Genomic DNA, 22,124 nt, shown 5'->3' with positions numbered 1-22,124 from the left:
ATAATGTAAGTTATCTCTTTCGCCCAATCCCCTCATAGACAGCCTCGCACAGTTCAGTTGTAAACCTGCCCGACATGCCCTCCAGAGCCGTATTCGTTAACGCAACAACGCTCAGCTCTTCTGCCGGATCAACAAACCACGAGTGACCATAAGTTCCTCCCATACGCCACGTTCCAGCAGATTCCGAAGTACCCGCCTCTACCGGATCTTTCAGCAACGTGAATCCCAGGCCAAATCCTCTGCCCGGCCAATAAGGCATGGCAAGATCGCCAATCTGATTGGTCGTCATATCGGTGACCAGCGCTTCGGGAAGAAGGGAGCCTCCACCTTGACGCAGCGTTTCAAGCAAAAGAAGAAAGTCTCCTGCACTTCCAATCATCCCCGCGCCACCTGAGAAATAGGCCGATGGATCGAAAACTCTTTCAGGCGCAAGACGGAAGCCCGCCGTTCCTTCAATAAAAGGAACATGTTCCTCTTCACCCAAGCGGCGAGGTTGCCCAGAATTGTTGGAATTGTCCGCATAGGCAGCAGTCATTCTCTCCGGATCCACAGCAACAAAATCAGTGTCCTTCATGCCCAGTGGATGAGTTACGAGCCGTAGTACTGCCTCTCGCAGTGTCATCCCGGTCACTTTCTCAATGACCGCACCGAGCACATCGGTTGCAATCGAATATCTCCACATCTTCCCGGGCTCATACAACAGTGGAGCAGAAGCAATCCTCAACAGATTTTCCTCCAGCGTAATGCCAGCGATATCCATCCCATCCGATACTCCGGCAAGTTCGTACGTCCCCCCTTTTTCCTGGAAAAAACGATACGTCAAACCTGCCGTGTGTGTCATCAGATGATGAACCGTCATCGAGGCCACTTCCCCATTCGGCTGTTTGGGAAGAAATTCAGGCAGCCATTTGGATACCAGATCATCAAGCTTTAATTTCCCTTGGGATATCAATATCATGGCAGCGGTAGATACAATCGGCTTCGTTACAGAAGCATACCTGAACAGTGCGTTTTCTTGCATTCGTATGTTCTGCTCGCGATCAGCAAGGCCAGCAGCACTGTTATAGACCAGCTCCCCTTTCCAGGCAATCTGAACAACAGAACCCACGATTCTTTTTTCTGCCAACGTACGGTGAATCACTTCATCCACAGATACAGCATTAAACTTCATACCTCTGTCTCCCATTTCACTCTTCCTCTCCATATGCTACCGCTTGATTATTTAAAGTAAGTGCGTTTATTATATAAATGATCTCACCCGTATTACATAAGACAATTAAGTTATCAATATTAATACACAATGAATATATAGGTGTTTATACAGAAATTCCTAAAATTTAAAAGGGGGCCATCTCATGGACCAAATCGATAACAATATCCTCTTTCATCTGCAAAACCAGGCAAGATTATCCATGACGGAACTCGGCAAGCTGGTAGGTTTATCTCAACCCGCCGTAACGGAACGCGTGAAGCGATTGGAAGAATGCGGTGTAATTGAGGAGTACCGCACCATCATTTCTCCACAGAAAATAGGGAAGGCGAGCACGTCCTATCTTCTTTTTCGCACACGGGATTGTCATGCCTTTCTAGATTTCTGCCGCTCGTCACCGGAAGTAGTTGAATGTCATCGCGTGAGCGGAGAGCATAACTACCTGTTAAAGATCATGACGGATTCGATTGCTGATCTCGAAGCGTTTGGAGACCGATGCGATCAATTCGGTACCTACACCACCCTCATCGCCATATCATCACCTATCGCAACCAAAAATCTCATTGAAGGAACGAATGTGGTATAAATAGCAGGTTCCGTTCTTAGCCCGTCTTGGGAAAACCATGTTTTCTGGCAGACCAGGCAACAATCAAGGCCATAACGATCAACAGGATCAAGGAAATCGGCAGAGAACGAGCTCCTACCCGGTCCAAAAGGACGGCTCCAACGACCCCTCCTCCCCCGATTCCCAGATTCCATGCTGTCACCAGCATGGATTGGGCGATATCGGCACTCTTGCCCCCAGCTTGCGCAATTGCAGTCTGCAGTAACGTAGCCGCCCCTCCAAATGTAAGCCCCCAGGCGACTACCCCCATAATGATTACAGTCGGTTGATGGATAAAGACCCCCATTGCCATTGAGGCCAATGCGAATATAACTAGACTGATCAGAATCAATAACCTCATGTAACGATCAATCAGCAGCCCAATAATCCATATACCGATCACTGAGGTCAGTCCGAAGATCAGAAGAACCAGATCCACCCGTTCGGACAGTACGGTCTCGCCCAGATAAGGTGAAATATACGTGTACAGAATGTTATGAGCGAGTACCCAGGCGAGAACAACAAACAATATGGAACGGATCCCCGGCATAACAAAAATTCGATGAAGCCCAAGCTGATGGCGAGCAGGCTCCCCCTTATAATCAGGTACTTTCCATAGCACCCAAAATACAAGTGCAACCGTTAATAATGAGACTGTCCCAAAGATAAGGCGCCACCCTGCGTAATTGCCCAAAAAGGTACCCAAGGGAACGCCTAGTGAAAGCGCCAAAGGTGTGCCCACCATGGCGACAGCCATCGCTTTTCCCTTTAACGAGCTTGAAACCATCCGGCGTGCGTAACCTGCGGTCATTCCCCACAACACTCCAGCAGATACCCCGGCCATGAAGCGGGCAATGAGGGTCAGTACATATACCGAAGATACGGCCGTAATTGTGTTAAAAATCAGAAAGCCGAAGATGCATAATAACAGCAGTGGCCTGCGTCTCCATCCACGTGTAGCTGTCGTCAAGGGGATCGCTGCCAGAAGAGATCCCACTGCATATAATGTGACGAGTTGTCCAGCCAAACCTTCCCTGATCTCCAGATCTTTTGCTATTTGCGGCAGCAGCCCCGCCGGTAGGCTTTCGGTAAGAATGCATATAAATCCAGCCATAGCCAAAGCCAGCAGACCCGACCAGGGAAGACGTTCTTTTGCCATTGTGTTCGCGTTCACGAAGACTCTCCTTTATCCTTTATTTATGTAGTCCAAAAGCCTTTGGGCTACAACAATAAGCTTATAAAATCAGGTCCACATTTGGCATACTTAATCAACGGCAAATCGATCGTTTTAGGATGATAATCCATTTTATTTCGGTGTTTCACTTCGAATTTTAATGTAAACGCTATTAATCAGTACTCATCAAACGCTGGTGGTTAAAGAGGGCGGGAGGAAATCGAAGATCTTGGATAACACTCTACGATGAACGATACGTCTGCCGTAGATAACAGGCCAACTGCAGATGGAGCAGGTGCTCCTGATTACTCAGGGACATACCCAGAATCTCTTCAATTTTACGGATGCGCTGATACAATGTGTTGATATGAATATGAAGTGCTGCCGCAGCCTGGACCGCAGAACCTCCGCAAGCCATATACGTCATTAGTGTTTCCTCGAGTCCTCCGGTCTGTCCTTTGGCAGGCTTCAGCGGCTCAAATACCTCTGCCATAAACGCATTCAGATCCTCGGCCGGCTGCCGGATGAACAAACGGTTTACTCCAATGTCCGTATAGCGGATCGTTCCCTGTTCGCCCCTTGTCTTCTGGTATGCAAGCGCCTTGTCCGCTTCCTGGTACCCCGTATTAATGGCATCGACTCCAGAGCGTACTGAGCTTAATCCCCCCAGTAATTTCACATGATTACGACTTTCCCACTCGGGCAGCAATGCGCTGAACTGTTGTTCCAGTTTGCCAGGCTTGTATGATTCGTTCAGCATAAGCAGTACCGTTATTCGCCTTTCATTGCCGAACGCAATGGGCAGGGTTCCTGTTGGCATTTTCTCTCTCAGATACGCTACCAATTGAACAGACAACGCGCTAAGCGTCGACGGATTGACCCGTTCCGCGAACTCCAGCAGTCCCACTACGATTGAGGTTGATGGACCGATTCCGATCTCCCCGGATTTCTGCCAATAATCCTCCGAATCCTGACTGAGCCTCAGGTCGTTGAAGTATTGCTGTGTTTTTTTGAAATAAAATTCGGCAAGGGACTGCTTGCGCATCAATTCCAGGGCCAGAATGGAACTTCCCTGCTCCAGCGCAATCAACTGTAATGGTTCCAGCCGCGTGTTCATCTGGATGATGAGATAGCCAAGGCACTGATTGGCTGAAGCGATCGGATATAAATATTGATACGACGGGTTGTCATCTCCCTCAATACATGTCAAATAATCCGGATGGTGCAAGGATTCGTACAGAGTGAGAAGCTTTTCCATATTCCAGCCATGCATGACTTTGCCCCGCTTCGGAATCCATTCGTTGTCGATAAAATCCACAAAAGTCATCGGTACACCAATAACACGTGTCAGTTCGTTAACGATGGATACCGCGCCCTTATTTTGCAGCGAAAGCCGCATGAGAGAAGAGTGAATCTCGTCCCGCTTAATCAGCGTTGCGTTCTGTTTGCTCAGATTTTCGTACAATTTGGCATTCGTAATCGCAATCGAAACCTGATCGGCAAAGCTTTGCAGCAGCCGCACATCCGACTCCGTAAATATGGGTACCTTCCCTTTTTGATAAACGATTAACACGCAATCCGGTTGACCTTCCACCTTGATGGGCACCGAAATGATTGATCCTATATTTTGAAAATCGTATGCCGAATTCAGATGATGTTTGTTGTCCGACGTCATGTTGCCAAAATCATCTTCCACTGTGGAAAAACTGTTATAGAGCTTGGGTGTGCCTCGCTTAAAGGTGTTCCCAATGATCCCTTCACCCGGCTTCAGCTTCATTCTCAGCATGCCCTCGCCCATCTCCCCTGCTCTTGCCTTGACCGTTAACGCGTCGATCGCAGGATCGTATCTCCATAACACACCGATGCATTCATAAGGGATAACCGATAGTGCACTTACCAGTATCCGTCCCAACAATTCATTCAGATCCAGCAATTGAGTCACATCCCGGATACTGTTCATAATTTCATTCAAGGCACGTTCATGCTTGCTCGCCACAGCCTCCGTATAGTAAGGGTAGAGCAGCGAGGAAAGTGTAACTACATCTTCCGCAGAAAGCTGCCAGCTCTTAAAGACACGAATAGCCACACATACATTATTGTTATATGGTAGAAAAACTAACATAACACCTTCCGATTCCTGTTCCACTTTGGGATGTTGAAGAGGAAGACGTTCCATAAAACAAGGCGGTATACTTTCTCTCCTGCCTGTCGCTTCAATCAGTACCCAATCCGCCCAGTTGCTGCTGAGCCACACCTCGTAATCGCAATCTCCCAAGCGTTCCCGCAAGATTTCATGTAAGATTCCATTCAACGGAGCCGCCCCCCTGTCAATGTAGGTTTTCACATCATAATACGGACAATTATACAGAGATATACATTGTGTTGAAACCCTTTCATCATGTAACTTTAAAGCAACACAGAAATTTAGTTAACAATCGATGAGAAAGAAGGTAACACAATGTCCAATATCGTGCAAAGCAAACACTTCAAGTACATTGTTCTCACTCTCTTGTTTCTCGGCTGGTGCCTTGGCAACCTGGATCGCTTCGTCATCAACTATGCCATTGTAGGCATTACACAAGATCTGGGTCTGAGTGCTTCCGCACAAGGAATCATCCTCAGCAGTTTTTTTCTCGGATATGCCATTATGCAAATCCCAGGCGGAGCACTCGCCGATCGCTTCGGTTATCGGAAGGTCATACTCGTTTCCCTGTTCTCCTGGTCCATATTCACCATTCTGACCGGCTCCGCCTGGTCGTTGTTCTCTCTGATCTTTGTTCGTTTCCTGTTTGGTATTGGAGAGGGCAGCTTCTTCCCTTCCGGTTCCAAGGCCATCGCCACCAACTTTCCCATTAATCAGCGCAGCGGTGCCATGTCCATTATGCTGGCATCCGCAGCTATTATGGGGGTTGTCACTCCGATTCTTACCGGACAGGCCCTTGTGACCATTGGCTGGCGCAACCTGTTCTATATCATTGGTGCGGTGGGCATCCTCATCACAGCCTTGATGTTCTTTTTGTTAAAAGAACCCGCCAAACCTGCACTTGCGACCTCCGGCTCGGGCCAACAGCCTAAAACGTCACTTAAAGCCGTCCTGAAGACGCCTATGATCTGGAATTTGTTCATCAGCTACTTCAGCATTTATGCAGTAAACTGGGGGCTTCAATCCTGGATGCCGACGTACATGGTCAATGTCCGGGGACTGGATATGACCCAAATGGGACTGCTCGCCGCCATTCCGGCCATGGTCAGCATTTTCACCATGATTCTCAGCGGCTACGTGCTTGACCGCATCCCGGCTGGCAAAGATCGAATTATCGCTTCCGTGTTCGGAGTGCTTGTGGCCTTGTTCCTGTATCTGATGGGCTCCGCGGGCAGCATTACCACATTCATTACGTACATGACGATCGTTACGGCAATGGCCGGATTTATCTCGACACTGATCATTTCGAAGTCCCTTAAAACGATGCCCGAATCTGTCGTCGCGACAGCCAATGGATTCATTAACACAGGTGCTCAGCTTGCAGGTTTCCTGACTCCGATGCTGATCGGATTTCTGGTTCAAGCCTCCGGGGGATCTTATGCCACAGCCTTCATCATGCTTATCGCTTTCGCCCTGATCTGCTCCATTACCCTGATGTTCTCCCGTCGTTCCAATCCGGATCAGGATAATACGACGACTGAAGTGCAGGCAAAAGCGGTCTAGACACAGAGGATTACCTCCATGAGGTTACTCCGATAACAGTCCATGGCGTATAGAACAACAAAACCATTTTAACGAATACGAGGTGCGGATATTTATGACCACAACTGTAGATTTGACCCAATATATATCAGAGGCCATTGAAGGAAAACGCGATTTGTTCACCCATGCGAGTGACCGAATCTGGGGGTTTGCAGAAACCCGTTTCGATGAATTTCAATCAGCAGAACTGCTTATGGAGTTACTGGAATCCGAAGGCTTCACTATAGAGCGTGGGGTAGCAGGTTTGGAAACGGGATTTATTGCTTCTTATGGTAAGGGGCTGCCCGTCATCGCCTTACTGGGGGAGTACGATGCGCTGGCCGATCTCAGCCAGGAAGCTGGAATCAGCACGTATCATTCTGTTCTGCCGCGTGGAAACGGCCACGGATGCGGGCATAATCTGCTCGGCATAGGCGCATTGGCTGCTGCAGTGGCGGTCAAGGACTATCTTCAGGAGCATCCGGAGACTCAAGGAACGGTACGCTTTTACGGATGTCCTGCCGAGGAAAGTGGATATGGTAAAACATATCTGGCTCGTGAAGGTTATTTTAAAGACGTAGATGCCGCCCTCTCATGGCACCCTCATTCCTTGAATGCCGTGATGCACGGAAGCTCCAATGCTGTCATTCACGGTACATTTACCTTCAAAGGCATTAGTGCTCATGCTGCTGCGGCTCCTCATCTGGGCCGTAGTGCTCTCGATGCGGTTGAGCTGATGAATATCGGCTCGAACTATATGCGGGAACACATGATTGATCAGGCCAGAATTCATTATGCGATTACGAACTCGGGCGGTTTGGCCCCCAATGTAGTACAAGCGGAAGCCGAGGTCACTTATCTCGTTCGAGCTCCCAAGAGTGCACAGGTACGCAGTCTGTTTGAACGTCTGGTGAAAGTAGCAGAAGGGGCCGCCCTGATGACAGAAACAACGATGGACTTTAAATATGAAGGCGCCTGCGCCAACCTGATTCCGAACAGTACGCTTGAGAAAGTGATGCATCAGCATCTCGTTGCCTTCGGCGCACCTGAGTATGATGAGGAAGAATATGCTTATGCCAAAGCGATCTATGATACACTCCCAATCCAGAACCAGCAGGAAGCCGGCGCGTTAGTCGGCCCTGAGCTTGCGCCTCTTTTGGCTGAACGACCACTGCCTAACTTTATTGCTCCGTATTCGGATGAGAAGGAAACGTTTATGGGTGGATCCACGGATGTAGCAGATGTCAGCTGGAACGTGCCGACGGCGCAGTGCATCACGACTACGATGGCCTTTGGTACGCCGCTTCATGCTTGGCAAACCGTTGCTCAGGGCAAGAGCAGCTTCGCTCACAAGGGCATGCTGCTCGCAGCCAAAGCGATGGCGGCTACGGCTATTGAATCCATTTTACATCCGGAGATCGTCAAGGAAGCACAACAGGAATTGCTGGACAGACTCGGCGGGGAAGTCTACGACTGTCTCGTTCCGGCAGATGTGCAGCCTCCGAAGCGGGGAGAATAAGACGGTGAGGTTCAAAGACGTATTTTCCATTATCGGTCCAGCCATGGTTGGACCTTCTAGCTCTCACACTGCTGGAGCAGCACGGATTGGGCGCACGGCCAGACAGCTGTTCGGGGAATGTCCCTCGCATGCGGAGATCATCATGTTTGGTTCTTTTGCCGCAACGTATAAAGGGCATGGAACCGACACCGCCATTGTGGGCGGCCTGCTGGACATGGACACCGATGACCCTGGACTGCCTGAAGCATTTGAACATGCAGACACTGTAGGTATGGAAACCCTCATCCGTCCAGGGACAGGCCTGTACCCGCATCCGAACACGGCCAAGATTGTATTAACAAACGCTGCGGGAAATCGGACATTGAATATGGTAGGTACGTCGATCGGTGGGGGAAATATTGAAATCGTCCGGATCAACGGCTACAACCTGAAGCTGACGGCGCTCTATCCAACACTCATCATTCGTCACAGCGATGAGCCGGGTGTCATTGCAGTCGTAACTCGGCTGCTCGTGGATAATCACATTAACATTGGACACATGTCTGTGGATCGAAAGAACCGGCGCGGCGAAGCCATGATGGTGCTCGAATGTGACGGCAAGATTGACCCTGCCGTAGTCAGGCAGATTGAGGTGCTTCCGGAAGTCCATGAAGTCACTCTGCTCCGTCTTTAATTTGAATATTTGGACTCACTTCAGTTTTATAGATAAAGGAGCCTACGCCAATGAATTTCCGAACGTTAAAACAACTTGCTGAACTGGCGGAGACCCGCAAGTTGTCCCTTGGCCAGCTCATGCTGGAAGAGCAATGTCATGAATCAGGCGAGGACAAGGATACCGTGTTTAGTCAAATGCTCGAATACTACGAGATTATGAAAAAAGCGGTGCACCAAGGCCTTCACACGGATACAACTTCCAAAAGCGGCCTGACTGGAGGAGATGCCCGTAAACTGATGGGTTACCGTGCAGATGGACAATCCCTGCTCGGCGACCATGCCAGTCTGTCGATGAGTTACGCACTTGCGGTATCCGAGGTCAACGCCTCAATGGGCCGGATTATTGCTACACCGACGGCGGGTTCCTGCGGCATTATTCCGGGGGTATTTATCAGCAGCCAGGAGCGGTTTGGATGGACCGATGAACAGATGGTCTATGGGCTGTTCGCTTCCGGGGCAATCGGTTACGTCATAGCCAACAATTCGTTCATCTCTGGTGCGGAAGGCGGCTGTCAGGCGGAAGTGGGTTCTGCCATCGGGATGGCAGCCGGGGCGCTCGTGGATATCCGGGGCGGGTCCCCTTCCCAGGCTATTCACGCCGTTGGACTTGCGCTGAAGAACACCCTTGGTCTGATCTGTGATCCGGTAGCCGGATTGGTCGAGATCCCTTGTATTGTTCGCAACGGATTCGGGGCGATTACAGCTCTCGGAGCAGCGGATATGGCACTTGCCGGAGTCCGCAGCGTCATTCCTTCCGATGAGGTGGTACAGGTCATGCTGGAGGTCGGATCGGCCATGCCTGAATCACTACGCGAAACGGCTGGCGGCGGCCTCGCCCAGACACCGACGGGACGCAAAATCACAAGGGATTTGCAGCATAAATAAAGATCAGGCATGTCATTTACCCGAGGAGAACGAAATCCTCAAGGTAAATGCATGCCTGTTTTGTTTAACTTATCCGGTTCAATCGAACCAAAGAATAGCTATCACATTCGAGGGTATGCATGCCGACATTTAAAACGGCTAAAGTTTGTCCACCTGCAGCAGCGTAACCTGTTTCAACGTACAGGCAGGACTGATCTGCTCCTCGGATAGAACATTAAGCTTAATCAGGCTTTTCAGCTTATGGCTGTCAACCTTGGACAAAAGCCTCCAGATATCCGGATCGGGAAGAGAAGCATACAGCTTCTGATCATCATATTCCTTGCGGTGCTGAAGCACCGTTTTCACCGTGTAACCACCAACCTGCGTCTCGTAGACCCCTTGTTCCGCACAGTACGCAACAATTTCATCTCTGAGTACAGACAATTGCTGCTCAATCTCTTTTTGCTGCTGTTTTAGTTGAAAATAGGTTTGTACTTTCTGTTCCATGACCTATCACGCTCCTCTATACCATAGGTATGCAGGAAACGTTCGTTTAGGACAGGCTATTCATTGGGAACTCATAAACCATCATCTGAATATCTTTTTCATGCGATTTCAGGATATCCCCATCTACTTGCATGTGTGAATCCACTTGATCAACCTCCTTGAACATCATGTCATGATTGCAGTAGATCCTCACTCAAATAGGGATTATGGAGCGCAATCCTGCGAACCCTTTGCATTACATTAGGTCCCATCGGCACATCGGCAACGCGTCTTAACAGAATCCAACGAAGACAAGCCAATGCTCCAAAAATCTGCTCCTCTTCCAGCGTATAATTCACTGAACGCTTAAATTCGGTTTGATACGTCTTCCCATGGCTTTCCCCACTGTAAATCGTGATAAGAAAAAAAGACCATGCCATGTCGTACCTCGGATCACCAAGCTGTCCATTTGTCCAATCGATAATGGTGTAGTTGTCATCCATTTCAAGAATGTTGCCCAGATTATAATCGCCATGGATTAAGCAGTCCTGCCTAAGCTGGACGCGCTGAAGGAGGTTTGTAACAATGCGGTTCAAGTCCTCATGCAACGCAATGGAAGGAAAGAAATAATGAACAAAATCGTACCTGGATATGTATTCTCCATCTTTTTCTGCACCCGCTTCATTCACCGGATAGCGATGAACCTCCATTAATATTTGAGCCAAATGAGTCAGCTTGATTGGTGTTAATTGAGCAACAGGCGTACCATCATAGCTCGTTAGCAAAACCTGATTTCGCTGCTCATCCATGCCCCAGCCGTAAGGTCTGGAAACGCGGATTCCATTCTGATAAAGCTTGGACAACAGCCGATATTGGCTGCCGATATTCGGTCTCGAATCCTTGTTCCACACCTTCAATACATACTGCTGATCACTAAATACAATTCTCATCACATCCGCTTCCAGTCCAGGTGACAAAGGGATAACCTCATATGTCTGTTCCATCAAACGTCTGACACGTTCATCCAATTGAACCCAATCCATACGACTAAGGTTAATAGTCATCGTTCTTCTTCCCCTCCATATTTGAGCTGCGGAGACCCAAGATACGTTTTATAGCGGTTTAGCGCACCCGAATGGTTAGTCAGGGATAATAAGACCTTTGCCAATGACATTGGCAGATACGGGTTTCTTGCCCACTTCTCTGGCCCATACCGACATTTGTCCCATGTGGTGGATTTCATGAGCAATCACATGACGCATCACTTCTCCCCATGATTCTTGAGCAACCTTGTCCTTGGACTCAGGATGAATGTACGCTTTCTTTTCCATGCTCGGATCCCACGCTACTACAAATGCCTCCACATCGGGACGCAGCTTGCGATCATACTGTCGGACAGCCTCCAACGTTTTGTAATCCTCGAAGTCTTCCGGATCATCCGGTTTACCCTGCAGTAACTGAAGCCAGCTCCACTCCACATCAATGACGTGGAAAAACGTCTGTAAGATGCTGCCCACACCACCAGTACGGGGCCGAAGCAATTCTTCAAGGGGTATATCCTCACACCACGCATACCATTGCTCACGTACAATCCAGTTATAACGGAAAAAAGTTTCCATTCGAACTCCCCCTTTTCGGTTGTGTTGCTTAAAGCGTTTTGATCAATTCTGTGTTGGCAAACGTGGTATCCGAATGTTCAAGATCCCCGTAGATCCCGCTAATCTGATCAAAACCGGATTTGATCCAGAATCGTAATGCAGGCCAATTTTTGAGTGCTACGTTAATTCTAATCTCCTTGTACCCGAGTTCGGAAAGGTTATGGGTCAGTGCATGAATCATTTCTTGCCCATACCCTTGCTTCTGAATCTCACTTTGTATGTATATAAACTCAAGATATACGGAATCCGCTGAGGGATAACCATGGTATAAACTCAGCAAGCCAATTTTCCGATGATCCTTGGCCGTACGGATGGATTGAATCCGGTAATTCTCCAGCATTCCTCCCGGAGGAAGATTGCCTTCTTCAAAACATTTCTTCACATAATCCGGATCATGTTCCCGTCCGTCCCATTGTTGCAAGTAGCGGCTAGAATCACAAATGGACTGAAGCTCGGGAATTTCGAACTCTTGCACATTCGATATAACAAGTCTATCTGACTTCCATTCTGCTGGAAGCTGTTTCATATTAATAACTCCCTATATCATTATTTTATTGAAGATTTAAGAAATTCTCTTATGTGCGTTGTTCATCTCCAAATACCTGGATTGGTCCTGTCCAATGCTCTTCATTCAGCACCTTCTCTCTATACATGCCTTCTGTATAATCATGAATAACTCGATTCCAGAATTGATTGGCTGGCTTGTTGGCTAGTGTTTGCCGAATTTCCCACGCACCCAAGAATAGATCAAAAATTTGGAAAGCTGCCTGCTTTCCATATCCTTTGTTCCTAAACTTTCGCAAAATAAAAAAGTCACTAATTACATTGGTCTCAGATGCCACACTGACATGCACGAACTCTCTCGGAACAGCGAGCATTAATAAGGCGAAGCCTGCCAGCTCTCCATTTACTCTGATCATTAAAGGGTATCTGAATGTGTCTGTCCATTGATGATCTAGATATTTGTAGAGGTATAGTCCATGCTTGGTCAATCCATGTCCATCAAATTCACTTGAATCATATCGATATAGTTGAATGAGGTTATGTAATACATGCTTATCCTCATAATCTATCGCAGTAACTTCTAGCATCCCTCTTCCCCTCTCTAGGCTAAACTTAGTCTTCAATAATAATTATTACGTTTATATGTTCCATCGTTAAAGTTAGGTTTTCGCCTATTACTGCCTTCTATCATAACCCATGATATGGAAAAAATAAAAGAACCGCTGAACTGCGACTCTCTACTCTTTTGGATGAGTTAATCTCTTTTTTATATACAGAACAACATGAATTGCAGCATAAATAAATAGGACATTAAACAAATAAGAAAGCACTTGGATATTGACACCCGAAAGGAACCAGATTGTATCGTCAGGCTTCTCATAATGATAATCTGTGTAAAATCTAATCGGGAAACCATACTCTGTTCGCAATGGACCTTCCGTATATGCTGTTCCCGGAATAAGCATGACTGCTAACACAGCAAGCCAAGCTGAGGCATTGAGTATTCTATAATTAATCGTCAATGTATCTCCTCTTTCAATTGATCACACTTTCGGAGTCCACCACATTGGCAAACAACCTCAGCACGGTATTGTGGTGTTCTATAATTTGGTCCGCTGTGAGATGGCTGGAATTCCAGGTGCTGTGGGCATCTCGAACCAGGTTGACCTTGTAACCAAGGCTGAATGCCCTGCGACAAGTGGTGTCTACACATACTTCTGTCTGCATCCCAACGAGAATCAGCTCAGTCACTTCGTTGTCTTTCAACTTCAGATGCAGATCCGTTTCGTGAAACGAGTCAGGTGTTTCTTTTTCAATAACTAAGTCACCTGCAATCGGTGCAATGCACGGATGAACCTCCCACCCCGGTGTTCCGCGTTCCAGTGGACTTCCTGACCCTTCGCTGTGCTGAATATAGATGACAGCATGACCCGCTTCACGAGCCTTGGCAATTACCTTTTGGATGTTCTGAAGCAGCTGTTCCCCCTGATATACGGGATCTGATTCATCAAACATGGCTGCCTGTACGTCAATGACAAGAAGTGCACAATAAGTTGTCACCTTTCATCCCTCCTGACGAGATCAATGACTTAAGTTTTTCCTAAACGTAACACGCGAGTACCCGGCTTGAAAGTGGTCCTTCTCATATTGGGATACCGAGTAACCAATGGATTTATAAAATACTACCGTGTCTTCATTATCAGGATGACCAAGAGTGTGTAATACAACTTCTGTTTTGCCTCTATTTTTAATTGCTTCACATAGATGGTCCAGAAGAGTCTTCCCGATCCCCTTCCTCTGATGCTTAGGCGATACAACGACACCTACAATTTCGTACAAACCCTCATCCTTATTAAAAACAAACCCCGCATGTCCTACAATCTTGTCCACCTCAACCGCAACCCAATATTCCGAATCACTCGAATGATTCAAAAAACTTGCCCAACGTTCTGGATAAAGGTTAACAATAAAAGTAGGAAATTGCAGCGCATATTGCTCCATTAATTGCTTAACAGACTCCGTATCCTGAGCTTCTAAGCGTCTGTAAGATATCAGATTCATCATCCCTTTTTTAAAAAAATTGAGCACTCTTGAAAATATCGCGTTGACGAGAGCTGCTTCTAGATCTCAGCACTTCTAAGACGGTAGTCATTCTCGAAACAGGCATGTATTCTATGGCCACCGAACAATTCTCCATCATCATATTCGCAATATATATGTTCATACTTGATCACGATGTCGAGGAGCCTGATGGATGCTGCGAATCTCTCTGGTGTGACATCATATTTTCCTGCATCGACTTCATCCCAATCCAAATGTTCATCGTCCTCATCATATTCAGGCCAGAAATCATTTTTATAAGCCGTTAACTCATTTGCAATGGCTATCTTAGCCTGCATATCGAATTCCTGCAAAACTCTATATATCTGCTCTGCCCGATGCATCATCTCATGGACACTAGCCTTTTCATCAGATATATCCAGTGCCCAGTGAACTGGACCTTCTTGATACGTGTATGCTTTACTCATTTCTTCATAACTAAATGTTCCAATATGCTCGCTATGAATCGATCTGTCCAACTTTCGATAACCCTCCTTACCATCACAGTTCCCACTAACTTTTCTTTTTGCGAGCCTTGAAGAGAGCTTCCAACCCAAGATCGATCAGTACAAATATCAGTGCTGCAAACACGCCATGTAAGGTGAGAGGGGAATTTTCTCTAAAATTAAAAATATCTTTCCCAGCGCCCATGACCAGAACAAATATGTTCATACCGACGAACCCAGCGCACGCGTAACCCAGAAATTTTACGATTAGATAAAGTGCATGATTAGTCACTCTCATTTTGCTCAACAAGAAATCAACTAACACCGACAAAGGTAAACCTATCAAAAAAATCAAGGGAGTTGCATATATAGGGTACACAGCAATATAAAAACCAAAGTTGTAGGTGTCATTCATGGATACCAGGCTAGCAGCTAAACTAAAACTGATAATGGTTAAAAGTGAGGTTAACAACTTTCTACCCAGGTTCATTTTCACCACTCCAATACGAGCATCCATCATTAATCCAATGTACTTATACGTCCGAATCTGCCGGTTTCCACCCTACTTCCTGAGACCACAGATGGGCCTTCTGCAATATCTCCCAAACTACAGGCCCTTTGCCCTCCACATACTTTGAACGTTGATCTCTGTATACACTCATAAGCCTATGCTTCTCCTCAGCATACTTCACACAATCAAGTGGATGTTCTCGCAAATAATCCCTGAATAGCAGTGTCATCTGTTCGGAGAAACTTCCTGCTTGTCTGACATGTACATGCGTCCTTCTGTTCCCAGGTGCTTCGCGGAAATACCGTTTGCTTTGATCCGGATTTTCTACCCTAAAAACAAAACCGACATTTTCAATTTCATGTTGGTAGCTAGGCAAATTTTCAAAATTCAGAACAGAGATTTGAATATCAATAATGGGTTTGGCATCCATGCCAACGATTGAAGTTGATCCGACATGGTCGATTCGAAGGGCATTTTCTCTCAATGCCTCTCTTAATTTAAGTCCTGTTTCGTAAAACAATGGTCCCCATGCCGAATCATACGTTGCAATTCTCCATTGTTCTTCCATGCAGAGTCTCCACCTCACTTCGATATGATAAAGATTCGGCTCACTTGGATGAAATACTCCTTTGGCTTTTGAGTTTCTCCTCCTTAAACCAACTTCTAAGTTGATTAATATGAGCTTGGTGATAACGGTTATGATCTGCCATGTGCCATATGCCCCAGCGGATGGTTGCTTGCTTTTCATTGTCATGCCCAAAAGTGACAACATGGTCCAAATCAGCATCTGTTAATTGCGTACACGCCTCTTTCAGGGTTGTTATTACTCCCTCATATTGAGAGATAAGTGTGTTCCTCGGCACTCCGCTAACCATGGGGAGTTTGTTGTTTTCATCGATCATCGGGCCATATTGTTCTATCAATGACTGAGGCAGTGGTGTTCCCTTTATTCTGTAAACCCAGTTTAGATCAACAAACAGAATATGTTTTATTAACTGAGCAGTACTATTACGGTTGTTTTCAGGTCCCCTGTAATCAACTTCCTCTTGAGACATTCCTTCTGTTATGGTCTGAAGTCGCTGGCTATTCTCTCTTACAGCTGAATATAACATTCCGACCACAGGCGACATATTGGCTTGACCTTTCAGATCATACAGCATTCTATCTCCCCCTCCTTGCCTTAATTCATATCAACATAGTAGTAACTTTGATTAAATAAAATTACTGATTGGGATAGGTTTCTTGTAGAAACTTAACCGATTGGTTTATCAATGCTTTTAAAGTATCCACATTAATGTCTGCTGCTTTATTGATATACACACACGCTTTTCCGGTCGTATGTTTCCCCAGATCCTCTAATAGTGATTCCCGTTCTGTATCCCCCGTTGCAAAATATAAACTGATTTTTGCTTTTCGGGGTGAGAAACCCACCAACGGTGCATCGCCTTCGTGACCAGATTCATATTTATAATGATATGCACCAAATCCAATAATGCTCGGTCCCCACATCTTGGCTTCATAGCCTGTCGTTTCAGCAAAAATATCCAATAACTTATATGCATCCTCACGTTTTTGGGGACTCTCGACGTTTTCAATAAACTCAATAACACTATTGTCGGTTTCTTTAGTTTTTTGCTTGTACATCTTAAAATTACTCCTTTTCAACCTGATTGTCAGACTGTCTTTGCCCGATTTCTCGCAAATTTCGATTTAGTTCATCTATTGATTTTTGCAATGAATCCATTCTTTTCAACCCAGCGTACTGATTACTAATTATGCCTGCAAAACCAATAACAATGACTATAATGAGATAGAGCATATTGAATCCCTCCAAAATGTATCATCAATAACGGACTGTTAATGAATGCAGCAAATAATCAATTCGTTAAGTCTTCTATTTTCATTGAAAAACTTGCCCAATCACTACTATACCCCAAATTCGTTCCCCAACCAGCTGACCTTAGATCATCTCTTAATCGGATTAGCTTGTTAATATCGTTGTTCTCTAATTTGGTATTTGGAAACCCTGTATATGTGGGAAAGTTAGCAAAATACCTATACAGTGTCCACAAGTCATTTTCTTGTGATTTCGTAATCATTCCAACATTAATACCTGTAACCATCAGTTGGTGAATGCCTTCTCTAACATCCTCAATTTTTTCAAGAACTACATTTTCGTCGTTCCACTTATTATTGTTCTGGTACTCAATTGTACTCTCCAATTGCACTAAATCACCCTGAAGTCCAAAGGATAAATTTGAATACATTTCCTTCAGGTGACTTTCCCTCCAATAAATATATGTGAACAACACTACATTAAATAATATTGAAATAACAATCATGATATTTTTGGTCTTCATTTAGTCTCCTCTCAAGTAAAAAACTTCGCCACCTTGAGTCACGAAGTTCTCTTTCGGATCATTCTGATTTGGCCCCTGTGATTAATCTCATCTTCGAAAACATGAAACCACATAAAATAATAGTTTGCCGGTTTGTTATACCAGAATTCTTCTTCCGTGTTCAACCAGTCGTCATTCACTGTCTGAAAGAACTGAAGTGATTTCATTCTTACCTGGTCCATTTTCGCAAAATAAAATGTGATATCATTACCTTTGATCTTTTCCTGACCTTCCTTGCCTAAGTTTAACGCCGGGCCCCACTCCGATAATTCTTCTTCGTTCAGCTCCCGATTCTCAAAAGTCGCCACCTGGTAGGCATATTCGACTGCTGCAAAGTGAAGCAATAATGCCCCGATAGAGTTACTTTCGGAGTCCAGCAAGAAATCCAATTGATCTATGGATAGATTTTTGACTTCCTCAATGGTTGTGAATCTGGCATAGTTCATCATCGAGATGAGCCGGCTAATCTGAGGAGAATAACTCGGAATATCACTTATTAGATATATGTTCTCCATGTTCATGATCTATTCCCCTCCGCTTCAATATGTACTACCTGGTCCATTATAAAGTTCACAGCATCTTCGAGATGCTCTGCAACATAATCCGGTTCTGTTATGGTCCACTTATCCCTGTATTTATCTAACGCTTCATTACCTGCTCCTGTTCGGACCAATATCTTCTTGCAGCCGGCGTAATGTGCAGCTAACATGTCTGACCATCGATCTCCGATGACCACACATTTGCTCAGATCGAATTGATTCTCTTTTGCTGCTCTCAGCAACATTTCCGGTTTGGGCTTCCTGCATTCACACTCTTCATTGTGTTGATGAGGACAGATATACACCCCGTCAAATCCAAAGGCCATCATTTCTTTTTCAAAGGCTTCCACAGTTGCTTCTCCTCTGGAGATACCCGGTTGGTTTGTAAATCCATAGATCGGAGTTTCGTGATTTTTAAGTTTCTCCAATGAAGCTAACGTAAATGAGAACAACTTAAATTCACCTGGGTAAATGACTTCATCTGAACCGCCTATCGTTCCATCACGATCAATAAAAACGGCTTGAAATATATTGGACGGCATGGCTAACCTCCCTATGTAATTTGTGTTAGACTGTGGTTTCTATGGTTCCTGTAGTTCCTATCCTGACTTCATTCAATATCCAAAAAAGCCTAAAATGATTTTTACCTTCTTCTCATTTTTGTTCATGAGTTTAATTCCCTCTTTTGAATCTATGATCATTACCTTTTTTCCAATCCATGCTCTAACGTACACTGATCTAAGACTGAATGGTTTTGTAAATCCTTTTACTTCACTTTCCGTCCCGTCTTCATGTTCAAACTCCGTTCTGATGAACCAGCGGTTTCCATATCCAATCTCTCTGAACTTTTTCAAAGCATTCTCCTTTTTCTACAACCTCTTCATTTCTAAAATTCGATATAAAAGGGCTGCATCTCCGGTCTTAAACAGTATTCAATTCGTTGTTTAAAATTCTTCCAGGTGACTAAGCTTAAAGCTTCTTCCACTGGGAAATATCTGGTGTCTAGACTTTCGTTTGATACGGTTAATTGTCCTCCGATGGGCTTTGCCAGAAATAACGTGTTTACAATGGAGTCCTCCACATTCTGAAATACGCCGCAAAACCGGGTAATCTCGATATCAATACCTGACTCTTCCTTGGTTTCCCTAATGGCTGCACGTTGTAAAGATTCTCCGACTTCCACCTGTCCGCCTGGCATTTCCCAGCCTCTTCTGGGACCTTTAATAAGTAATATCTCATTCTGATCATTGATCACAATTGCAGCTGCCGAAACAATATGTTTAGGTGGGGTCATCTTCTCCAGACCTTTCGTTTAATTTGATTCCGCAGGGATAATCATTTGTTGTACTTCTTGTACTCCTGGGATAAACCCGAGGTTGTAGTAGACGGATTCTGCATCGTTGCCTTCCATGACGTACAACCGTAAGATTGGATATTTCCCCTTAAGGATCGTCAAGGCTCTCTGCAGCATGCGTGTAGCAATCCCTCTTCCCCTGTGCGATGGGATGACACCAATACTATATACTGCTGCCTCAGTATCCTGTAAACAAAGCCGGCAATTGGCGACAAGCTTCCCGGTATTTTTGTCATACACAAGTGTAGACGCTTCCGTGAGTATCTCATTGGTTAGACCGGGATCTTCAGAAGGTATGAACTGTTCAAACGAAGACTGATTTCTTCTTAACGCTTCAAAACCTCCCACAAAGCTTGCAAAGTCGCAATGAGCGATTTCATCTTCATTCGTATATCGCTTGGTACCTGTTTCATCTTCGGCAATTTGAGGACTCTTGATGATCAGATCGGGGTCCCAAGTCACGTCAAAATGTTCAGTGGGACGCTGCATCCATCGGCATCTGAACTCTACCGGCCAAAATCCGGCTTTTGCAAATAAATGAACCTGGTCCGGAAGAATTTCAAAGGCTTTAATGTGCTGGGTTCGATCAGACCAGCTGACGAGTATCTTTTTAAGAAGCTTCATTACCTCAAATAAATGATTAAATGGTGGAATGAAAAACAAATGATATATCCTATTGGGTGCCATCCTTACCCCACCAATTTTCGATTCTCCTTGGCAGATCCAATAAGCATTATTTCGCTTAGCATTGAAACGTTCTTCTCTAAAAAATCCAACAAAGCGCATGTTGTAATAGACTGAGCAATATACTCCCCACTCTTCCGGGTCAGCTTTACGAATCGAATATTCGCTGGATAAATCATACGTTTCTATGTTTTCAGACCAATCGGCTACCTGCACACGTCATTCCTCCTTAATCATCCCATGGTTTTAAAATCTTGTATCCTTCTTCCGCCCTCAACTCGATCTGTAAAGTTTCCTTGCGTATATTCGTGTATAACCTTGTTCCAAAATTGCTGAGCAGGCTTGTTGCTTTCGAGCTGACAAACTTCCCAATGCCCCTTATGCGTATCAAAAATTTGTTTAGCTACCGTCTTACCTATGCCTTCTTTTCTGTATCTCTTCATAATAAAAAACTCCGCAATGGAGAAGTAATTTCGCTCCTCTGATTCGATGAATCTGACTAACACAAAACCGATATAGTTATCCGCTTGTTTAATAACATATGGAAATCGTTGATCCACTTCGATCCAATAGTCTTCTAAATAAGGATAGGGCTTGAATAGACCATTATCCTCCACATCACAATGGACAAATTCAGAGAAATCATAAATATAAAACTGCATCAGACTTTGTATGACATCCTTATATGCCTTAGAAGCTTGAATTAATTCGTAATTCATTTCGGTGTTACCCCTTTATTTCAGCTGTGAGTTAAGTTTCTTAAAGCTTTCAATCTGTTTCTTATGATGTTTATCATGCGAGATGAATGCCCTTACATACTTTTTAATACTAAATTTTTTCTTGTCTCCATCCTTGTACTCCCGTGTATATTCTTCTTCTTGCAGTCCGGTAATGTCATGAATAATGTTCATTCGCTTTTCTACAAATTCTTCGACAATAGTTTTCTTCGATCTGGTCCTCGAGTATTCCATCGCATTTGCGTTAAATTCATCAAAGTTCAGATGCCTTACGGTTAACGGTTCATCATGTTTGATTTTATAGATCGCTTCCTCATAAAAATATTGATCCCACAACATCATATGCGCAATGATGTCTTTCAAAGTCCATTTGCCTTCAGTTATTGGCGTATTCCAAACCTGCTCAGATAGATTGTCTAACTCCATCACATAAGAAGTAAACGACTTGAATTCCTCAATCATTTCATACGTAGTTTTAGCCATAGTCACATCACTCCCCAAAAATGATTTAGTTCACCTTACTTTAAGCTCGAATTCCTCGGTTTGGCCGTTCCATTCTATGCGGAAACACCCTAGAATCTGCTTGGGGGTTTGCCCCGTTACCTGTTATATAGCCAACAAAATATACGTCCTCTGCATTCTTGTTAACAGAAATAATTCCATTTTATTTTTCCATGCCACCAAAATTAAAGTTACATTTTTCAAGCTGCCTCACTCCATATACATTATTGCTCAACTATCATGCCAAAAGTATCCTGAATAACTTTTTCATAGTTTTCCCATTCAAAATAAAAAGGGCCGATGTTTAATGCTTGATTCTTATGCTCCAGCTTAAAGTCCTTCCATATGACAACATCTTCTTCCCTGTCCACTTTCACAGAGATATACCAGCACTCT

The 22,124-nt window shown here is 45.0% G+C and carries 29 protein-coding genes; 5 read left to right on the top strand and 24 right to left on the bottom strand.

All coding sequences use genetic code 11. The features are described 5' to 3' along the window. Positions 1–10 precede the first annotated feature (10 nt). Positions 11–1,171 (bottom strand): serine hydrolase domain-containing protein, encoded by a 1,161-nt coding sequence (locus HP552_RS20720; protein ID WP_246310987.1) that lies wholly within the window; start codon positions 1,169–1,171, stop codon positions 11–13. 184 nt (positions 1,172–1,355) lie between these two features. Here HP552_RS20720 and HP552_RS20715 point away from each other — a divergent pair, with 184 nt between their 5' ends. Further along, the gene (locus HP552_RS20715; protein ID WP_175397290.1) at positions 1,356–1,796 is read left to right on the top strand and encodes an Lrp/AsnC family transcriptional regulator; all 441 of its coding nucleotides are present in this window, start codon (positions 1,356–1,358) and stop codon (positions 1,794–1,796) included. A gap of 16 nt (positions 1,797–1,812) precedes the next feature. Here the strand turns inward: HP552_RS20715 and HP552_RS20710 are convergent, their stop codons facing one another. Then, positions 1,813–2,973: an MFS transporter gene (locus HP552_RS20710; RefSeq protein WP_175397599.1), complete on the bottom strand. Its 1,161-nt coding sequence runs from the start codon at positions 2,971–2,973 to the stop codon at positions 1,813–1,815. A gap of 256 nt (positions 2,974–3,229) precedes the next feature. Next, positions 3,230–5,299, bottom strand: a complete 2,070-nt coding sequence (locus tag HP552_RS20705; protein ID WP_175397289.1) for a helix-turn-helix domain-containing protein — start codon at positions 5,297–5,299, stop codon at positions 3,230–3,232. Between the two features lie 147 nt (positions 5,300–5,446). On the opposite strand from HP552_RS20705, the gene HP552_RS20700 reads away from it, so the two are divergent. The 4 genes from HP552_RS20700 (at position 5,447) to sdaAA (ending at position 9,830) form a co-directional block, all read left to right on the top strand. Beyond that, positions 5,447–6,694 (top strand): MFS transporter, encoded by a 1,248-nt coding sequence (locus HP552_RS20700; RefSeq protein WP_217506512.1) that lies wholly within the window; start codon positions 5,447–5,449, stop codon positions 6,692–6,694. A 94-nt stretch (positions 6,695–6,788) separates the two neighbouring features. Further along, positions 6,789–8,231 (top strand): M20 family metallopeptidase, encoded by a 1,443-nt coding sequence (locus HP552_RS20695; protein WP_175397288.1) that lies wholly within the window; start codon positions 6,789–6,791, stop codon positions 8,229–8,231. Between the two features lie 4 nt (positions 8,232–8,235). After that, positions 8,236–8,904, top strand: coding sequence for an L-serine ammonia-lyase, iron-sulfur-dependent subunit beta (gene sdaAB / locus HP552_RS20690; protein WP_175397287.1), 669 nt, complete (start codon positions 8,236–8,238; stop codon positions 8,902–8,904). Between the two features lie 50 nt (positions 8,905–8,954). Next, the gene (gene sdaAA, locus HP552_RS20685) at positions 8,955–9,830 is read left to right on the top strand and encodes an L-serine ammonia-lyase, iron-sulfur-dependent, subunit alpha (RefSeq protein WP_175397286.1); all 876 of its coding nucleotides are present in this window, start codon (positions 8,955–8,957) and stop codon (positions 9,828–9,830) included. Positions 9,831–9,968: 138 nt separating this feature from the next. On the opposite strand, the gene HP552_RS20680 is transcribed toward sdaAA, so the two are convergent. The 21 genes from HP552_RS20680 to HP552_RS20580 form a co-directional block, all read right to left on the bottom strand. Next, on the bottom strand, positions 9,969–10,316 hold the full coding sequence (locus tag HP552_RS20680; protein WP_175397285.1) for a hypothetical protein: 348 nt from the start codon (positions 10,314–10,316) through the stop codon (positions 9,969–9,971). A gap of 170 nt (positions 10,317–10,486) precedes the next feature. After that, positions 10,487–11,359 carry a phosphotransferase family protein gene (locus HP552_RS20675; RefSeq protein ID WP_175397284.1) on the bottom strand — a complete coding sequence of 291 codons (873 nt, stop codon included), beginning with the start codon at positions 11,357–11,359 and terminating at the stop codon, positions 10,487–10,489. A 75-nt stretch (positions 11,360–11,434) separates the two neighbouring features. Further along, the gene (locus tag HP552_RS20670) at positions 11,435–11,914 is read right to left on the bottom strand and encodes a DinB family protein (RefSeq protein WP_175397283.1); all 480 of its coding nucleotides are present in this window, start codon (positions 11,912–11,914) and stop codon (positions 11,435–11,437) included. Positions 11,915–11,942: 28 nt separating this feature from the next. Beyond that, positions 11,943–12,479, bottom strand: a complete 537-nt coding sequence (locus HP552_RS20665; RefSeq protein WP_175397282.1) for a GNAT family N-acetyltransferase — start codon at positions 12,477–12,479, stop codon at positions 11,943–11,945. Positions 12,480–12,528: 49 nt separating this feature from the next. Then, positions 12,529–13,044: a GNAT family N-acetyltransferase gene (locus tag HP552_RS20660; protein WP_175397281.1), complete on the bottom strand. Its 516-nt coding sequence runs from the start codon at positions 13,042–13,044 to the stop codon at positions 12,529–12,531. Between the two features lie 150 nt (positions 13,045–13,194). Beyond that, positions 13,195–13,479 carry a hypothetical protein gene (locus HP552_RS20655; RefSeq protein ID WP_175397280.1) on the bottom strand — a complete coding sequence of 95 codons (285 nt, stop codon included), beginning with the start codon at positions 13,477–13,479 and terminating at the stop codon, positions 13,195–13,197. Between the two features lie 13 nt (positions 13,480–13,492). Beyond that, positions 13,493–14,017 carry a cysteine hydrolase family protein gene (locus HP552_RS20650; RefSeq protein WP_175397279.1) on the bottom strand — a complete coding sequence of 175 codons (525 nt, stop codon included), beginning with the start codon at positions 14,015–14,017 and terminating at the stop codon, positions 13,493–13,495. Between the two features lie 21 nt (positions 14,018–14,038). Beyond that, on the bottom strand, positions 14,039–14,518 hold the full coding sequence (locus tag HP552_RS20645) for a GNAT family N-acetyltransferase (RefSeq protein ID WP_281366153.1): 480 nt from the start codon (positions 14,516–14,518) through the stop codon (positions 14,039–14,041). Positions 14,519–14,577: 59 nt separating this feature from the next. After that, positions 14,578–15,036, bottom strand: coding sequence for a DUF2262 domain-containing protein (locus tag HP552_RS20640; RefSeq protein ID WP_175397277.1), 459 nt, complete (start codon positions 15,034–15,036; stop codon positions 14,578–14,580). Positions 15,037–15,070: 34 nt separating this feature from the next. Next, positions 15,071–15,493 (bottom strand): hypothetical protein, encoded by a 423-nt coding sequence (locus HP552_RS20635; protein ID WP_175397276.1) that lies wholly within the window; start codon positions 15,491–15,493, stop codon positions 15,071–15,073. Between the two features lie 43 nt (positions 15,494–15,536). Then, positions 15,537–16,082 (bottom strand): GrpB family protein, encoded by a 546-nt coding sequence (locus HP552_RS20630; RefSeq protein ID WP_175397275.1) that lies wholly within the window; start codon positions 16,080–16,082, stop codon positions 15,537–15,539. A gap of 40 nt (positions 16,083–16,122) precedes the next feature. After that, entirely contained in the window at positions 16,123–16,674 is a 552-nt protein-coding gene (locus HP552_RS20625; RefSeq protein WP_175397274.1) for a DinB family protein, read from the bottom strand. Between the two features lie 61 nt (positions 16,675–16,735). Continuing rightward, the gene (locus HP552_RS20620) at positions 16,736–17,158 is read right to left on the bottom strand and encodes a DUF1801 domain-containing protein (protein WP_175397273.1); all 423 of its coding nucleotides are present in this window, start codon (positions 17,156–17,158) and stop codon (positions 16,736–16,738) included. A 233-nt stretch (positions 17,159–17,391) separates the two neighbouring features. Continuing rightward, positions 17,392–17,874 carry a hypothetical protein gene (locus HP552_RS20615; protein ID WP_175397272.1) on the bottom strand — a complete coding sequence of 161 codons (483 nt, stop codon included), beginning with the start codon at positions 17,872–17,874 and terminating at the stop codon, positions 17,392–17,394. Positions 17,875–17,912: 38 nt separating this feature from the next. After that, positions 17,913–18,434, bottom strand: coding sequence for a DinB family protein (locus HP552_RS20610; RefSeq protein ID WP_376768970.1), 522 nt, complete (start codon positions 18,432–18,434; stop codon positions 17,913–17,915). Beyond that, complete coding sequence (locus HP552_RS20605) at positions 18,431–18,994, bottom strand: HAD-IIIA family hydrolase (RefSeq protein WP_175397271.1); 564 nt, start codon at positions 18,992–18,994, stop codon at positions 18,431–18,433. Before HP552_RS20605 ends, HP552_RS20610 begins: the two co-directional genes overlap by 4 nt. A gap of 72 nt (positions 18,995–19,066) precedes the next feature. After that, complete coding sequence (locus tag HP552_RS20600) at positions 19,067–19,306, bottom strand: DUF3977 family protein (RefSeq protein WP_175397270.1); 240 nt, start codon at positions 19,304–19,306, stop codon at positions 19,067–19,069. A 32-nt stretch (positions 19,307–19,338) separates the two neighbouring features. Beyond that, entirely contained in the window at positions 19,339–19,746 is a 408-nt protein-coding gene (locus HP552_RS20595; protein ID WP_175397269.1) for an NUDIX hydrolase, read from the bottom strand. 18 nt (positions 19,747–19,764) lie between these two features. Next, the gene (locus HP552_RS35625) at positions 19,765–20,706 is read right to left on the bottom strand and encodes a GNAT family N-acetyltransferase (RefSeq protein WP_175397268.1); all 942 of its coding nucleotides are present in this window, start codon (positions 20,704–20,706) and stop codon (positions 19,765–19,767) included. 17 nt (positions 20,707–20,723) lie between these two features. Continuing rightward, positions 20,724–21,209 (bottom strand): GNAT family N-acetyltransferase, encoded by a 486-nt coding sequence (locus HP552_RS20585; RefSeq protein ID WP_175397267.1) that lies wholly within the window; start codon positions 21,207–21,209, stop codon positions 20,724–20,726. A gap of 15 nt (positions 21,210–21,224) precedes the next feature. Further along, the gene (locus tag HP552_RS20580; protein WP_175397266.1) at positions 21,225–21,710 is read right to left on the bottom strand and encodes a DinB family protein; all 486 of its coding nucleotides are present in this window, start codon (positions 21,708–21,710) and stop codon (positions 21,225–21,227) included. Positions 21,711–22,124: the final 414 nt, after the last annotated feature.

It is taken from the genome of Paenibacillus xylanilyticus, assembly GCF_013359935.1.
GTDB lineage: Bacteria > Bacillota > Bacilli > Paenibacillales > Paenibacillaceae > Paenibacillus > Paenibacillus xylanilyticus.
The sequence above is the reverse complement of the archived record's forward strand: the minus strand, read 5'-3'. Positions and strand labels throughout refer to the sequence as shown.

Bases quoted from the DNA above. Each gene is read 5' to 3' on its own strand.
- HP552_RS20695 (WP_175397288.1), top strand. From the start codon at position 6,789: ATGACCACAACTGTAGATTTGACCCAATATATATCAGAGGCCATTGAA.
- sdaAA (WP_175397286.1), top strand. From the start codon at position 8,955: ATGAATTTCCGAACGTTAAAACAACTTGCTGAACTGGCGGAGACCCGC.
- HP552_RS20615 (WP_175397272.1), bottom strand. From the start codon at position 17,874: ATGAAGACCAAAAATATCATGATTGTTATTTCAATATTATTTAATGTA.
- HP552_RS20645 (WP_281366153.1), bottom strand. From the start codon at position 14,518: ATGAATCTGATATCTTACAGACGCTTAGAAGCTCAGGATACGGAGTCT.
- HP552_RS20665 (WP_175397282.1), bottom strand. From the start codon at position 12,479: ATGAAACAGCTTCCAGCAGAATGGAAGTCAGATAGACTTGTTATATCG.
- HP552_RS20605 (WP_175397271.1), bottom strand. From the start codon at position 18,994: ATGCCGTCCAATATATTTCAAGCCGTTTTTATTGATCGTGATGGAACG.
- HP552_RS20625 (WP_175397274.1), bottom strand. From the start codon at position 16,674: ATGCTGTATGATCTGAAAGGTCAAGCCAATATGTCGCCTGTGGTCGGA.
- HP552_RS20670 (WP_175397283.1), bottom strand. From the start codon at position 11,914: ATGGAAACTTTTTTCCGTTATAACTGGATTGTACGTGAGCAATGGTAT.
- HP552_RS20580 (WP_175397266.1), bottom strand. From the start codon at position 21,710: ATGGCTAAAACTACGTATGAAATGATTGAGGAATTCAAGTCGTTTACT.
- HP552_RS20635 (WP_175397276.1), bottom strand. From the start codon at position 15,493: ATGAACCTGGGTAGAAAGTTGTTAACCTCACTTTTAACCATTATCAGT.
- HP552_RS20720 (WP_246310987.1), bottom strand. From the start codon at position 1,171: ATGAAGTTTAATGCTGTATCTGTGGATGAAGTGATTCACCGTACGTTG.
- HP552_RS20620 (WP_175397273.1), bottom strand. From the start codon at position 17,158: ATGTACAAGCAAAAAACTAAAGAAACCGACAATAGTGTTATTGAGTTT.
- HP552_RS20610 (WP_376768970.1), bottom strand. From the start codon at position 18,434: ATGAACATGGAGAACATATATCTAATAAGTGATATTCCGAGTTATTCT.
- HP552_RS20585 (WP_175397267.1), bottom strand. From the start codon at position 21,209: ATGAATTACGAATTAATTCAAGCTTCTAAGGCATATAAGGATGTCATA.
- HP552_RS20680 (WP_175397285.1), bottom strand. From the start codon at position 10,316: ATGGAACAGAAAGTACAAACCTATTTTCAACTAAAACAGCAGCAAAAA.
- HP552_RS20595 (WP_175397269.1), bottom strand. From the start codon at position 19,746: ATGACCCCACCTAAACATATTGTTTCGGCAGCTGCAATTGTGATCAAT.
- HP552_RS20715 (WP_175397290.1), top strand. From the start codon at position 1,356: ATGGACCAAATCGATAACAATATCCTCTTTCATCTGCAAAACCAGGCA.
- HP552_RS20660 (WP_175397281.1), bottom strand. From the start codon at position 13,044: ATGCTAGAAGTTACTGCGATAGATTATGAGGATAAGCATGTATTACAT.
- HP552_RS20700 (WP_217506512.1), top strand. From the start codon at position 5,447: ATGTCCAATATCGTGCAAAGCAAACACTTCAAGTACATTGTTCTCACT.
- HP552_RS20710 (WP_175397599.1), bottom strand. From the start codon at position 2,973: ATGGCAAAAGAACGTCTTCCCTGGTCGGGTCTGCTGGCTTTGGCTATG.
- HP552_RS20630 (WP_175397275.1), bottom strand. From the start codon at position 16,082: ATGGAAGAACAATGGAGAATTGCAACGTATGATTCGGCATGGGGACCA.
- HP552_RS20675 (WP_175397284.1), bottom strand. From the start codon at position 11,359: ATGACTATTAACCTTAGTCGTATGGATTGGGTTCAATTGGATGAACGT.